Source organism: Curvibacter sp. CHRR-16, assembly GCF_018474005.1.
Lineage (GTDB): Bacteria > Pseudomonadota > Gammaproteobacteria > Burkholderiales > Burkholderiaceae_C > Allorhodoferax.
Window position 1 is genome coordinate 577,875 of the sequence record NZ_JAHCSH010000002.1, and the last position, 14,507, is coordinate 592,381.

16 protein-coding genes are annotated in these 14,507 nt (G+C 57.6%); 10 read left to right on the forward strand and 6 right to left on the reverse strand.

Going from position 1 to position 14,507, the window contains the following annotated elements; all coding sequences use genetic code 11:
* Positions 1-11: 11 nt before the first annotated feature.
* From KIK84_RS06305 to KIK84_RS16785, 6 genes are read right to left on the reverse strand one after another with little or no spacing between them, the layout of a single operon-like run.
* Positions 12-482: a hypothetical protein gene (locus KIK84_RS06305; protein WP_214122178.1), complete on the reverse strand. Its 471-nt coding sequence runs from the start codon at positions 480-482 to the stop codon at positions 12-14.
* 7 nt (positions 483-489) lie between these two features.
* Complete coding sequence (locus tag KIK84_RS06310) at positions 490-774, reverse strand: DUF1289 domain-containing protein (protein WP_349815904.1); 285 nt, start codon at positions 772-774, stop codon at positions 490-492.
* On the reverse strand, positions 771-1,283 hold the full coding sequence (locus KIK84_RS06315) for a YbaK/EbsC family protein (protein ID WP_214122179.1): 513 nt from the start codon (positions 1,281-1,283) through the stop codon (positions 771-773). The genes KIK84_RS06310 and KIK84_RS06315 overlap by 4 nt, the downstream gene beginning before the upstream one ends.
* Positions 1,284-1,289: 6 nt before the next feature.
* Complete coding sequence (locus tag KIK84_RS06320; RefSeq protein ID WP_214122180.1) at positions 1,290-2,222, reverse strand: 2-hydroxyacid dehydrogenase; 933 nt, start codon at positions 2,220-2,222, stop codon at positions 1,290-1,292.
* A 12-nt stretch (positions 2,223-2,234) separates the two neighbouring features.
* A complete protein-coding gene (locus KIK84_RS06325; protein ID WP_214122181.1) occupies positions 2,235-2,651 on the reverse strand; it encodes a YchJ family protein in 417 nt (138 codons plus the stop codon).
* A gap of 14 nt (positions 2,652-2,665) precedes the next feature.
* Positions 2,666-2,791 (reverse strand): hypothetical protein, encoded by a 126-nt coding sequence (locus tag KIK84_RS16785; RefSeq protein WP_284150467.1) that lies wholly within the window; start codon positions 2,789-2,791, stop codon positions 2,666-2,668.
* A 245-nt stretch (positions 2,792-3,036) separates the two neighbouring features.
* Between KIK84_RS16785 and KIK84_RS06330 the strand changes: the two genes are divergently transcribed.
* Genes KIK84_RS06330 through KIK84_RS06375 form a run of 10 tightly spaced genes read left to right on the forward strand, consistent with a single transcriptional unit; the run spans position 3,037 to position 14,432 of the window.
* Complete coding sequence (locus KIK84_RS06330; RefSeq protein ID WP_214122182.1) at positions 3,037-4,134, forward strand: ABC transporter ATP-binding protein; 1,098 nt, start codon at positions 3,037-3,039, stop codon at positions 4,132-4,134.
* 4 nt (positions 4,135-4,138) lie between these two features.
* Entirely contained in the window at positions 4,139-5,236 is a 1,098-nt protein-coding gene (locus KIK84_RS06335; protein ID WP_214122183.1) for a LacI family DNA-binding transcriptional regulator, read from the forward strand.
* Between the two features lies 1 nt (position 5,237).
* Positions 5,238-6,182: an ABC transporter permease gene (locus tag KIK84_RS06340; RefSeq protein WP_214122184.1), complete on the forward strand. Its 945-nt coding sequence runs from the start codon at positions 5,238-5,240 to the stop codon at positions 6,180-6,182.
* 22 nt (positions 6,183-6,204) lie between these two features.
* Positions 6,205-7,137: a carbohydrate ABC transporter permease gene (locus tag KIK84_RS06345; protein ID WP_214122185.1), complete on the forward strand. Its 933-nt coding sequence runs from the start codon at positions 6,205-6,207 to the stop codon at positions 7,135-7,137.
* Between the two features lie 44 nt (positions 7,138-7,181).
* On the forward strand, positions 7,182-8,792 hold the full coding sequence (locus tag KIK84_RS06350; protein ID WP_214122186.1) for a type 2 periplasmic-binding domain-containing protein: 1,611 nt from the start codon (positions 7,182-7,184) through the stop codon (positions 8,790-8,792).
* 20 nt (positions 8,793-8,812) lie between these two features.
* A complete protein-coding gene (locus KIK84_RS06355; protein WP_214122187.1) occupies positions 8,813-9,571 on the forward strand; it encodes an SDR family oxidoreductase in 759 nt (252 codons plus the stop codon).
* Complete coding sequence (locus KIK84_RS06360; RefSeq protein ID WP_214122188.1) at positions 9,568-10,518, forward strand: sugar kinase; 951 nt, start codon at positions 9,568-9,570, stop codon at positions 10,516-10,518. Before KIK84_RS06355 ends, KIK84_RS06360 begins: the two co-directional genes overlap by 4 nt.
* A complete protein-coding gene (locus KIK84_RS06365) occupies positions 10,515-11,699 on the forward strand; it encodes a glycoside hydrolase family 88 protein (protein WP_214122189.1) in 1,185 nt (394 codons plus the stop codon). Before KIK84_RS06360 ends, KIK84_RS06365 begins: the two co-directional genes overlap by 4 nt.
* A gap of 22 nt (positions 11,700-11,721) precedes the next feature.
* Positions 11,722-12,570, forward strand: coding sequence for a 5-dehydro-4-deoxy-D-glucuronate isomerase (gene kduI / locus KIK84_RS06370; protein WP_214122190.1), 849 nt, complete (start codon positions 11,722-11,724; stop codon positions 12,568-12,570).
* Positions 12,571-12,614: 44 nt separating this feature from the next.
* Positions 12,615-14,432, forward strand: a complete 1,818-nt coding sequence (locus KIK84_RS06375) for a right-handed parallel beta-helix repeat-containing protein (RefSeq protein ID WP_214122191.1) — start codon at positions 12,615-12,617, stop codon at positions 14,430-14,432.
* Positions 14,433-14,507: the final 75 nt, after the last annotated feature.

Sequence of the window (14,507 nt, forward strand, 5' to 3'; positions counted from 1 at the left end):
AGGAACTTGTTTCACATCAAGGAATTTGCCAGTTCCTCAAGGGAAAGTACTAGGGCGGGGTTTTCCCCCACGCGCCAGCACGGTAGCTGCCGCACACCGGCTTGCAGGGCTTGCTGCGCCAGTCGCGCCCTGTGGGCCTGCACGGCGGCCGTATCGGGTTGCACTGCCAAAGTAGGTAATAGCGCTAGGGGTGGCGGTGCATCGTCGGCTTGCCACACCCAGCGCATGGCCACATCGCAGCCATAGCGGTTGGGCAAACCATCGGGCAGCGACAGGCTGTGCGCTAGCAACCAGTACTGGGCCTGCGCCACCCGCTCAGCATGGCGCTGTAGCGCAGGCACGGTGTCTGGCAGGCACACTGGCCAGTAGCGCACCCGGTAGCCCTGCGGCAAAGCCATGGCCTGCAGCACCGTTGGCAGCGCCTGAAAAGCCTGCCAACAGGCTTGGCTGGCGCAGTCCCAATACAGGGTGATGGTGTGCATGCGTCCCTCAGTGGTCGGCATCTGCCAGCGCTTGTGCCCATGCTTGCGGGTGGCGCTGCTGCAGACGTTGCTCCACTGCAGCCCACACGCGCAGGCGTTGCTCGGCGTTGGCAGTGCTCCAAAGACGCAACTCATCGAGCGTGCGCAAGCAGCCTTGGCACACTCCCGCCGCCTCATCCATGCGGCACACCGACACACAGGGACTGGGCGGCAAATCTTGGTCAGAATAGGCTGTAGAGCGCACCCACACTGCTCTATCAGCTAGCATTTTTATAGCAAACAAATTACTCATACCCCCTCCTTAGCGGCATCTTCCACCACGTCAACCACAGGGGCGCTGGTGAGACGCACCAAGTCTTGCGGCTGCAAAGGAAACACGGCATGCGGGTGCCCGGCAGCCGCCCAAATGGACTCGAAGCGGAACAACTCGCGGTCGATCAGGGTCACGCTCGAATTGGCATGCCCCACGGGGCTGACGCCACCGATGGTGAAGCCTGTGCTGCTTTTCACAAAGGCTGCGTCGGCGCGGGTCAGCCCGCCCACTTGGGCGGCGACCTTGGCCACATCCACCCGCTTGTCCCCGGAGGTGACGACGAGCACGGCGCGGTCGTCGGCCACTCGGCGAAAAATAATGCTCTTGGCAATCTGCCCTAACTGCACGCCCAAAGCGTCAGCAGCCTGCTGGGCGGTGCGGGCGGCATCGCTGAGCATCTGCGGCGCATGGGGGTGCTCCCTCTCTTGCAGGCTGCGCGCCACGCGTTGCACGCCCTCAGGCAATGCGGTCAATTCGGCTCCACACATGGTGTCTCAATATCCTTTGTTGGGGTCTACCACGCCCACCACGGCCTGGCCGTGGAGAACGGCCTGCATTTTGTGCACGATTTGGGCGATGCTCTCGCTACGCAATGTGCGTGCCGAGGTGTGCGGCGTGAGCGTGAGGCGTGGGTGGCCCCAAAACGCATGCTCGGGTGGCAGCGGCTCGGTACGAAACACATCCAGCGTGGCACCAGCCAACTGACCGCTATCGAGCGCCGCCAGCAAATCGGCATCCACCACATGCGCGCCCCGCGCCACATTGATAAGGTAGCTGCCACGTGGCATGTGGGCCAAGCGTTCGGCGTTGAGCAGGCCATCGGTCTCAGGGGTGAGGGGCAACAGGCATACCACGCACTGCACCTGCTGCAAAAACGCTGGCAGCTGCGCTATGCCATGGAAAGTGCGCACACCGCCCACCTGCTTGGGGCTGCGGCTCCAGCCCAGCACCGGAAACTCGAAGGTGGCCAGCGCCTGTGCCACGCGCGCGCCCAGCACACCCAAGCCCAGTACGCCCACCGCGAAGTCGGCCCGGCTGCGCACCGGGGGCAGCTGCCACTGGCCCGCGCGCATGGTGGCCTCGGCACTGTCCAAACCACGGAAATAGCGCACCACGGCTTGGGTCACGTATTCGGCCATTTGCACGGCCATGCCCGCATCATCCAAGCGGATGACGGGCAACCTAGGCGGAAAGCGCAGTGTGAGCAAGGAGTCCACGCCCGCCCCGGTGACGAAGTAGGCCTTGGCGCTGTGCTGCTCGTCGAGCATGGCCTGAGGCGGTTTCCACACCACGCAAAAGTCCGCAGTGGGCATGCCACGCTCCCACGCTTGCACTTGCGCTGGCAGCCCTGCAGCTTGCAGCGCCGCTTGCAACTCGGGCACCCAGTGCTGGGCAGAATCATCGGGGGCGTAATACAGGACACGCATCGTCAACTCCCATCAACTCCATGTGGCGTCGCCATCCACGTAGTACCAACGGCCTTGCTCACGCACAAAGCGGCTGGTCTCGTGCAGGCGCACAGCTTTGCCACTGGCCGGTTTGTGGCGTGCCACAAATTCCACCGTGGCGTGGTCTTCGTCTTGCTGCTGGACTGCGCGCACGTCCAGCCCCAGCCATTTGATGCCAGGCTCAAAGTCCAAGGACTCAGGGCGCTGGCTGCTGTGCCAGGTCGCCAGCAAATAGTCCTCCCGCTCCAGCACAAAGGCGCAGTAGCGGCTGCGCATCAGGTTCTGCGCATCCGGTGCGGGCGTGGGAGAGTCCAGATACTGGCCACAACACTGGGTGTAAGGCCGCACGGTTTTACCCGTGCTGGCCAAACGCCCACAAGGGCAAGGACTATTCAGGGGCAAAGACATAGCGGTCGCCATGGTTACAAACCCGCAAAAGAACTGCCGTCGCACTGCCAAAACGGCGCGGTGCTGACGGAAGATGTTGGCAAGCTCCGTACCACGGCGCACATGCCGCACGATGCGCCGATGGTGAATGTTGTTGTCATGAATGGGTAGGTAAAGCGGTTCGTTTGGCGCGACTGCGCCCGCTTCTGCACAAGGAAGTGGGCTATCTTAGCCAAGCCGCGCATATGGGAATCAATGGGTTAACGTCATCACCAATGAACCCACTTTCAAAGCAGTTTCACTCCATATGAGAACCTCGGGTTTTTCCGCATTGCTCAGCATTTATTAGGCTCTTAAACTGCATTCAACATGTTTACGTTAACACAACTGAGGAGCCACACTTTCCATGGCCGAGATCATTCTTGAAGGCATCCGCAAATCCTATGGGGACATTGCGGTCGTCGAAGACTTCAACCTGCACATCCAAGACGGCGAGTTCGTCGTATTCGTAGGGCCATCGGGCTGCGGCAAATCGACCACGCTGCGCATGATTGCGGGTCTTGAGGATATTTCGTCAGGCACGCTGCGCATCGGAGGCACCGTAGTCAACGATTTGCAGCCAAGCGAGCGCGACATCGCCATGGTTTTCCAAAGCTATGCGCTGTATCCCCACATGACAGTGGAAAAAAACCTCGCCTTCGCACTCAAGCTGCAGCGCGTCCCCCAGTCCGAAGCCAAACGCCGGGTCGCCGAGGCAGCCAAAATGCTGCATCTGGAAGACCTGCTGCATCGCCGCCCCAAGGATTTGTCTGGAGGCCAACGTCAACGCGTTGCATTGGGCCGTGCAATCGTGCGCGAACCACGTGCATTCCTCATGGACGAACCTCTATCCAATCTCGATGCCAAACTCCGAGGCGAGATGCGATCATCGATCGCCAAGCTACACCAGCGCCTAGGGGTAACCACTGTTTATGTGACGCATGACCAAGTCGAGGCCATGACAATGGGTGACCGCATCGTTGTGATGAAAGGTGGCCGCATCCAACAAATAGGCAATGCCATTGAACTCTACGAACGACCACAAACCCGGTTTGTGGCTGGCTTCATGGGGTCTCCTGCAATGCAATTTCTTCCAGGTCAACTGGCCAACGGTGGCGTCATAGGCGCAGGTTTTTCCATTCGCCTACCAGCATCGAAGGCCATGGCGACTGCTGCCTACAACGGCAAAGCGGTTTCCTTGGGTGTACGCCCAGAAGCGATTGGACTCAAAGGACATACCAGCATCATCGGCGAAGAGAATCAAGTGCGCGCCACGGTTGATGTCGTCGAACCGCTTGGCGCTGAAACACTGATCACCGCCTCCACCGCCGATGGCTCCAGTTTTGTCGCCCGGGTGGGAGCGCATGTCAGGGCACGCATTGGCGATGAGGCAGACTTCATCATTGACACCCAGCAGGTTCACGTCTTTGATGACACCTCCGAAGCCAATATCTCACTCCTTTGAAACCATGTCCAAAAAACAAACCGGAAAAAACACCCGCCGCGGCGAAGGAGGCTTGATAACCGCATCCGATGTCGCTGAGCGCGCAGGTGTTTCCATGATGACGGTTTCCCGCGTTCTCAGCGGCAGCGGTTACGCATCCGCCACGACCCGCAAAAAGGTACTGGAAGCAGCCCAGACTTTGGGCTACACGCCCAGTATTTCCGCCAAGGTGTTACGCGGCACGCGTACCAATGTTGTCGGCATGCTCGTCACAGAGCTCAGCTCTGCATACATCGGGCAAGTCATCTCTGCAGTCAGTGCAGCCACCAAGAAGGCCAAGATAGATTTGTTCATCGCCCTCGCGGGGGCCGATGCTGACGATGCCTCCCCCGGCCCCTTGGCCCACATGCTCAATGGGATTTGCGATGGGCTTCTGCTAGCACTCCCCAAAACCCCCATCAACAACTTGGAGCTCATTGAGCGCAGCAACGTGCCTGCGGTATTGCTGAACTACTGCCGCAGCACCACGCAGCTTGCCATCGTGCGTGGCGAAAACTATGAGGTGTCGCGCTCAGCGGTACGCCACCTGATTGAGCTAGGCCATCGCCACATCGCCTTCATTGCCGGCTCACACTACACAGGACAATCACAAGAGCGCCAACGTGGCTACAGCGATGCGCTGCTTGAAGCAGAAATCAAAGTCAATACTGCACTGATCGTGCCTGGCGAGTACGACAGAACCGTTGCTTTTACAAAAACACAAGAATTACTGGCTCGACGCGACCGCCCAACTGCCATCTTTGCAGCCAGTGATGACATGGCTCTGGGCGCACTGGATGCAGCCAAAGTGTGTGGATTGCGCGTTCCAGAAGATTTGTCCATTGTGGGTTTTGATGATCTACCGGCAGTGAGCCAGTCGAGCCCGCCATTGACAACCGTGCGTCAGCCCATTGACCGCATCGCAGAAACCGCCGTGCGCACACTGCTGCTTCAAATTGAAACGGGCACCCGCGCCAGCGAGCGCATTGAACTCCCCTCCGAACTTGTCGTTCGCGCAAGCAGCGGGATCGCACCCAAGATGGCAGCGCACCCTGCCAAGGCTACACGTCGCAAGGAAACCTGACATGAGCACCTCTTCTTTCACATCCAGCAACACTGCAGGGCGCCCCAGCAAGCTGCGGCGCGAATTGGCTCGACACAAATGGGCCTATCTGATGCTCGCGCCTGTCGTGCTGTATTTCCTTATCTTCCACTATGTCCCGATGTACGGCGTCGTCATCGCGTTCAAAGACTATGACCCTGTCGCCGGCGTTATCAATAGCCCGTGGGTAGGACTTGAGTGGTTCGAAGAGTTCTTCAACAGCATGTATCTCCAGCGCCTGCTGGTGAACACGCTGATGCTGAACCTGTACGACCTGCTCTTTGGTTTCCCTGCGCCGATTGTGCTGGCCCTGATGCTCAACGAGTTGACCAGCATGCGATTTCGGCAGTGGGTTCAGACGCTGGTCTATTTACCGCACTTCATTTCCGTTGTCATGATCGCAGGGATGATGGTTGACTTCCTTGCCCGCGATGGAGTCATCACGCAAATACTCATGCAACTGGGTGCCAATGGCGAACCTCTGCTGCGCGATCCGGCATGGTTCCGTACTATCTACGTGGCATCGGAAATCTGGCAAGCAGCAGGATGGGGATCCATCATCTACTTGGCATCCTTGGCCGGCATCAACCCCACACTTTACGAAGCTGCGCGGGTTGATGGTGCCAATCGCTGGCACCAGCTTGTGCACATCACGCTACCCAGCATGCTGCCCGTGATCATGATGATGCTGATCGTCCGTTTGGGTCAAATGATGACCGTTGGATTCGAAAAAATCCTGCTCCTCTATAACCCAAGCGTCTACGAAACTGCGGACGTCATCTCCACCTTTGTCTACCGACGCGGCATCCTTGATGCGAACTACAGCTTTGCCGCTGCAGTCGGACTTTTTAACTCAGTGATTGCGATGGTGCTACTCATCGTCGCGAACCGCATCAGCCGCCGTTTGACCGGCAACGGCCTGTGGTGAATGGCACTCCTGGAGCCCCATCATGACTACTACATCGCGTTTTCCCTCCACTTTACCGCCACGTACTGACCATGCACCCCGCGCCCGACAGCGTTGGTTAGGGCGCAGTTTTGATGCCGCCAATGTGTTGTTGCTGGCGCTCATTTGCCTACTGACGGTCTATCCGTTTTACTACGTCGTTGTGGCCTCCGTGAGCGAACCCAATGCCCTGATCGCGCATCGTGGTTTACTGCTCTGGCCTCAAGGATTCACCTTGGATGCATTCACCCGCGTTTGGGAAAATCCGCTGATCCGCACTGGCTTTCTGAACACACTGATCATCGTCATTGGCGGTACTGCGCTCAATCTTGTGCTGACATGTTTCGGTGCCTATGCGCTGTCACGCAAACGCCTCGCTGTCGAAAAGCCAATTCTTCTGTTGGTGATATTTACGATGTATTTCAGCGGCGGGCTGATCCCCATTTACCTGCTGGTGCGTGAATTGGGTTTACTCAATAGCCGTCTTGCGATCATCTTGCCATTTGCCATCAACGTCTGGAACCTACTCATCCTACGTACCGCATTCAATGCGGTGCCACAAGATTTTGAGGATGCAGCCCGCGTTGACGGCGCTGGAGATTTCACCATCTTGTTCCGAGTTTACGTTCCGCTTTGCATGCCGACACTGGCTGTCATTGGCCTGTTCTATGCAGTAAGTCATTGGAATGGCTACTTTTACTCCATGGTGTTTTTCCAAGATCGCTCCCTCTACCCGATACAACTGGTGATGCGCGAAATCCTGATTACAAACAACACCGAATCGATGATGCTTGGCGATGTAGCCGGCCGCGAAGCATTGAGCAACACGATCAAATATGCATCCATCGTCATGGCTACCTTGCCCATTCTTTGCCTCTACCCCTTCCTCCAGCGCTTTTTCGTCAAAGGTGCCATGGTTGGCGGCGTTAAGGAATGACCGACCCTTTCTGTGAACAGTGACCATAACTAAAGGAGACCACCATGTACCCCACTCAGCGCCTTATTAAACTCACCCTGTTAACGTCAACACTTTTTTCCGCAGCCGGTTTGCACGCACAAGCTTCTGCGCCCATCGCAACGCAGCCCACCACGCTCACGTGGTTTGCCCCCTTGGAGCGCGGAGCTGCCGCAACGATGCAAAGTTATGCAGAGCAAACTGCCTACAAAATGCTCGCGCAAAAGACCAACGTGACGGTGCAATTTCGCCACCCAGCACTGGGTTCTGAAAAAGAAAGCTTCCAACTTTTGCAAGCCTCGGGCAACTATCCCGATGTGATTGAGTGGAACAACTGGACTGCTTACCCCGGTGGGCCGACCAAGGCATTGGATAACAAATTCATCATCCCGCTCAATGACTTGATCAAGCAGCATGCGCCGAATTTGCAGAAACTGCTGGATTCAAACCCCGAAATCCGCCGCCAGATCAGCACCGACAAGGGCGATATTTACTGCTTCCCCATGCTGCGTTTGGACCCCAAAGTACGCACCTTCTGGGGGCCACAAATCCGTGCCGACTGGCTCAGCAAATTGGGACTCAAAGCACCGACAACCATTGACGAATGGACGCAAGTGCTGCAGGCATTCAAGACGCGCTCCCCTAGCGGCAAGAACGATGTCATCCCCTATTCGGTCAAGACCGATCCTAGCGACCCCATCGCACCAGGATTGCCAACCGGACTATGGCCGTTCCTCAGTGCTTACGGTTTGCAACCCAACTTCTTCCAAGTAGGTGGGAAAGTGCTCTACGCACCAAACCAGCCCGCCTACAAGGACTACCTGACGACGATGCACAAGTGGTATGCCGCAGGCCTGATCGACGGTGACTTCGTATCGCAAACCGGCGCCCAGCTTGATACAAAAATGGCCAACAATCAGGTTGGTGCCTATGCTGGCTTTATTGGCAGTGGACTGGGACGCTACACGCGCCTAGGCCAAGGATCCACACCCAGTTTCCGCCTCGTGGCGGTGCCATTTCCTGCAGCACGGGATGGCAAGCGCCACAACACATGGCCAGAAGCGGGTAACTTGTTCAATGGGGGCGGAGCAGCGATCAGCAGCCAGAACAAGAAAGTCATTGAAACAGTCCGCTTTTTGGACTACGGCTACTCACGCGAAGGCCAACTCGCTATGAACTTCGGCCAAGAAGGCGTCAGCTACACCATGGTCAACGGGCAACCCCGTTACACCGACAGCGTAATCAAAAACCCCAAACTGCCTATCTACGAAGCCATCTTGCAGCACGCACGTCCACAAGCGGGCCCCTTTGTGCAAGATCCGCAGTACCTGCTCCAGTTCTACCAACTGCAAGAGCAAAAAGATGCTGTCGCGCTGTGGTCTAGCAGTTCTACGGAACTGCAACTGCCTCCTCTCTCGGTTGATGCCAGTGATGCTTCACGCTTTGCCAGCACGATGAGCAATGTTGTCCCCTATGTTGCTGAAATGACCACCAAGTTCATCTTGGGCAAAGAGTCTCTCGACAAGTTCGACGACTACCTCAAGCAGCTCGACCAAATGGGAGTCAACCGTGCTACTGCGCTGATGCAAAAAGCATTCGACGGCTACGCCAAACGCGGCAGCCCTCTCACCAAGTAAAAGCGACCAAAGGAATAACCGTGTCTTCACTTTTCTCTTTGGTGGGCCGCAAGGCCCTCGTAACGGGAGGTGCTACTGGCATTGGTGCGGCGGTTGCTCAGGCTCTGGCTGATGCAGGAGCCCGCGTTGCCATCACCCGTCATAGCAGTGCTGTGAAATTGCCCATGCAGCACAGCGATTCGGTGCACCCTGTACTACCGATTGGCTGCGATCTCGCTGCCACCCGCGACATGGCCCCTTTGCTTGATACGGTCGAAGCTGGCCTTGGGGGCGCACTCGACATTCTCGTCAATTGCGCCGGAACCATTCGCCGAGCCGATGCGATCACCTACACCGAACGTGATTGGTCTGACGTGATAGCCATTAACCTTGATGCGCTGTGGCGCCTATCGCAAGCGACTGGCGCACGCATGGTGCATCGCGGATCCGGCAAGATCATCAACATCGCTTCTTTGCTCAGCTTTCAGGGCGGCATCCGCGTGCCCGCGTATACGGCGAGCAAACATGCCGTCGCAGGGCTGACCAAAGCGCTAGCCAACGAATGGGCTGCGCATGGTGTTAACGTCAACGCAATTGCCCCAGGCTATGTAGAAACGGCCAATACTGAGGCGTTGCGTGCGGACGAGCAGCGCAGCGCGCAGATATTGGCGCGCATACCTGCTGGGCGCTGGGCACAACCAGAGGACATAGCGGGCGCTGCCGTTTTCTTGTCCTCGCGTGCGGCTGACTATGTGCATGGCCATGTTCTGGTCGTCGATGGTGGGTGGCTGGCACGATGAATGCCCAACGGTCCATCGATCTCATCGGGCTGGGTGAATGCATGGTCGAATTCCATGCTGGAGCGACACCGCTGGACAAAGCCCTGGTGTTCGAGCGCCGCTATGGTGGCGACGTACTCAATGCGCTGGTTGCGGCCTCACGCTGCGGGGCTAGCACAGCGTTCATCAGTCAAGTAGGCGACGATGCTTTTGCTGCTGGGTTGCTGCACGCTTGGCAAGAGGAAGGCGTCGATACGACCGAGGTCAGCTTGTCACCTGGACCGAACGGTATTTACTTTATTTCCGTTGATGCCGACGGCGAACGCAGCTTCACATACCGCCGTGATGGCACGCCCGCCTCTCGCATCAGCCCAGCAGACCTCAATCCGGCGGCATTCCGCCATGCACGGGCTGTACTGCTGTCCGGCATCACACAAGCCCTGTCCCCCTCAGCCCGCTCCGCAACCTTGGCTGCAGCCCAGTTGGCACGCGAGCACGGTGTACTGGTCGCCTACGACCCCAACTACCGCGCCGCACTATGGGCGCCACACGGTGGGCTGGCGACTGCCCAAGCGGCCTTTGAAGAGTTGCTGTCACTGTGTGACTGGCTGCTACCGAGTCAGGGGGGGGATGGCCCACTGGTTGACCTCTCCGACACCGAAGAAACGGATCCCACAGCCTTGGCGCAACGCTTTGTCCGTCCCAGCTTGGCGGTCGCACTGAAATGCGGTGGCCATGGATGCGTGCTGATTCAAGACAAGACACCCCAAACCATCGCTGCAGCTACACCCAGCTCTGTCGTGGATACATCCGGTGCCGGTGACTGCTGGAACGGGGTGTTCTTAGCCCGGCTACTGCAGGGTGACCTTGCATCAACGGCTGCAACGAACGCCAACCGCATCGCCGCCGCAAAACTCGCTCATCGAGGAGCCATTCCTCCCCGCCACTTTATGGAGAACTTGATTTGAAAACTGCCACATCGACTCCCCCGGCAACCACCACTCGCGCACAAGCCATCGAGTCCGCGTTGGCCACTGCAATTGAACAAATAGCGACTAAACGCACACGTTTCTCAACGCTCTTCCCTGGCGACACCACCGTCGGTGGACATTACCAAGCACACCGCCAAGCCGGTTTTCCGGACGGTAGCAATGTAGGCTGGACTACCGGATTTTGGACTGGCTTGTTGTGGATGGCCTTCGAGCTAACAGGCCGATCAGAATTTGCCGATACCGCACGTGCACAACTACCCAGCTACGCCATACGGCTTGATAGGCGTGACGATGTGGATCACCACGACTTGGGCTTTCTCTACACACCATCGTGCGTGACGGCTTGGCGAATCGAGCAGACTGCGCAATGGCGCGACACTGCTGTGCGCGCCGCTGACACGCTGATGCAGCGCTACTTGCCATCGGCTGGTGTGATTCAAGCGTGGGGCAACCTCAACGACCCCTTGGAGCGGGGACGAATCATCGTTGACTGCTTGCTCAATCTACCGCTGCTGCACTGGGCTAGCGAGGTCACAGGGAAAACACACTATCGGGCCGCCGCATGCGCGCATGCACAACGCTCGCGCGACTATCTGATTCGCCCGGACGACTCCACTTTTCACACATTCCATTTCGACCCGCAAACCGGGATCCCGCTGCATGGTTCAACGGCGCAGGGGCATGCCGATACCTCGTGCTGGGCTCGTGGGCAGGCTTGGGCCATCTATGGCTTTGCTATCAACCATCGATACGCACCAGAGCTTGGTCTGCTCGATACCGCATGCCGGGTAGCGAACTACTTCCTGAGCCATCTCCCAGCCGATGGCGTTGCTTACTGGGATCTTGTGTTCAGTGAAGGCAGTGGTGAACCACTGGACAGTTCCGCCTCGGCCATTGCCGTCTGCGGGCTGCTCGAAATCGCCAACCTGCTGCCAGCAGGTGATGCGCAGACGCGCTACCGAGAAGCGGCGCTGCACATCCTTGACGGTCTGATAGCCCGCTGCAGCGGCATCGCGCCAGCCACCGATGGCCTGCTGCTGCACGGCGTTTACAGCAAGCCCCATGGCCGTGGCGTGGATGAAGCCAATCTGTGGGGTGACTATTTTTTCTTAGAAGCACTGGCCCGCGTGTCCAGCCACTGGCGCCCCCATTGGTGAGTTGATTGAAATGGAGAAATCTATGTACAAATGCGTCCATCAAGCCTGCCATCCCGACTCAATGGCGGGCGCTACCAACGAGCAACTCCGCAAGCGCTATTTGCTCGAAAACCTGCTCACCGATGGTGAAATAGTCCTGCATTACTCTCACCATGAGCGTTTCGTCATTGGCGGTGCAGTTCCAGTTCACACAACACTGCACTTGCCCAAACAAACCGCACCGCAGTCAGCGGCTGGGCGCCCCTTTCTGGAGCGCCGCGAGTTAGGCATTGTCAATGTATCGACGGCCACGGCCCAGGTCGAAGTAGATGGACAGGCGTACCTGCTGGCACCGCTTGATTGCCTCTACGTTGGCATGGGTGCAGTCGATGTGCAAATGCGCTCGCCCAATCCTGATGCACCAGCACGCTTGTATCTGGTATCCACACCGGCCCATGCTACGCGCCCCACCCAGCTCATCGCAGCTGAGAAAGCCACCCCACTGGAGCGGGGTTCACCGGAAACTTCGAACCAGCGAACCATCTACCAATACGTGATTCCAGGCGTCTGTGAATCTGCGCAATTGCTGCTCGGGCTGACGATCCTCAAACCCGGTAGCGTGTGGAACACGATGCCACCGCATCTCCATGATCGCCGCTCAGAAGTCTATTTTTATTTCCGCCTAAACCCAGCAGATCGCGTCTTTCACTTCATGGGCGAACCAGGCCAAGAGCGCCACATCGTCGTTGCCAACGAACAGGCAGTGGTGTCACCACCTTGGTCTATCCATATGGGTGCAGGGACTGCCAGCTATGGCTTCGTCTGGGCCATGGGTGGTGAAAACCAAGACTACACGGACATGCAGGTGCTCGACATCTGCCAACTGTGCTGAACCCACTCCATTCAAGTTTTTTCAAGACAGAAAGAGAGCTTGCGATGAACACCCTCCATGTTTTCGCGTTCACTCGTCGGTGGTCAAAACACGTGTTGGCTATCCCCCTGCTGCTCGGCCTCACGGCACTGACACCTGTACTGGCATCCGAGCCGCAGCTTGGCCTTCCGCAGCGCATCCAAGGTGACTGGATGCTGCGCTTCAACCATCCCGACAACGCCAATACTTTCACCATCAACCTGTCGGACGCTGGCTTCAAGGCCACGACGGCAGACGGTTCGGCGGCTTTGGCTGCGCATATTTCAGTCCATCGCAGACTTAACAAGGACGTATCAGCACTCCGCTTTAACATTGATGCGACCGGTGAGCTTGGCGACAGCCAAATCGTGCTTTACGACGCGGCTGCCAATGAAATCTGGCGCCACAAAGGGCCAACCAACAATCGCCAGATTGAATTGACTGGCCTGCACTTGCATGGCGAGCTGGTCTTCAGAATTTTGCGTGGCACGGGTGGCTCGGGCGGCAGCTATTCCATTTCCGGCATCGACACCGTGGCCGATACGACTGCGCCGAAGATGGCCGCCGATGGATTCATAGTCACCGATAGCCTTGACGCCTTACGCGGTTATGCCCGGCTCGACAAAGTCAAGGTGCGTCTCAAACCAGGTACCTATCGCGTGGAAAAGGCGCTCTACCAGCACTTCATCGAATTCACTGGCAACGACAGCACCTTCGACATGTCCGGGGTGCGCATCCAAGCGAACACCGAGCTATTTTCAAAGTTCGGGGTCATCCCCGGCGTTGGTGGCTTTTATAGCGTGATCGACCTCACTGGCGATCGGGTTCGCATGGAGGGCGGTTACTTCGAAACCTATGGCGATAAGCCCGGTATTCAACCACGCAACAAGATCGTCAATATCACCGGTGATGACGTGACGTTGAATGGTGCAACGGTTCGTACTGCGGGTTCTGTGCCTTGGGGCTACGGCAGCCTGTTCGGTATCAATGGTGATCCGATCCGCAAAATGAACGGCATCCGCATCGGTGCACCGGCACACCGCGTCACGCTGCTCAATTGCACGGTGCACATGCGAGCGATGGGGCATGGCATTTTCATTCAGGGCGCCGCAGATAGCTTGATTGATGGGTGCAAGGTGGATGGCCTGCTGCGACCGACCGACGACATTTTGGCTGAAACCGGCGGCTTTGCAGCAGAACGCGATTTCAAGATGCGTGGCAGTGGCGAGGGCGTGATGCCCGATTCGGACGGCCGCATCCCGCACGGCGACGTCGTGTCGCTCAGCGAAGACGGCATCCGCCTGTATGACAAGAGCGGGAATACACCAACGGGTAAGACAACCATCCGCAATGCGGTCGTGACCGGAATGCGCCGAGGGATTTGTACTGGCTTCGGTGTTGGTGGCAACCTGATTGTCAATTCGACCGTCCGCGATACCGTTCAGGCGGGCTTTCATGTCGGTAGCGGCGACACAGTGATTGGTGGCAAGGCCGATGCCAAATATGCCGAGGCACTCAGCATTGCGCAGAACACCGCCAAAGGGGCGCAAGTCGAGTTGGAGATTCTCGACAGTCGAGGTGGAACCAATGACTTGCTAGCCCAAATCAATGGCAGCCAACACAAGGTAAAGCTGTACACCGCCCAGCCCGCATTTATTCCCGGAAATATGCTCATTGAGCTTGGCACCAATCGAGGCTTTCTTGGAAAACTCAATGGCTACGGCAACAACCGACCCGATGGCAAGGCATCGGACATTTCCCTCACCAACTTGACACCGGCCAAAACCGTGTTGTCACAGCGAGCAACTCGCATCGATATATCCCCCGCCACAAATCTTCAATAAAACCAAGAGATCAGCTGTTATTAAAGAAATAACAGCTGATCTCTTAGCGGGGATCGGCATTTAAATATGCGGATT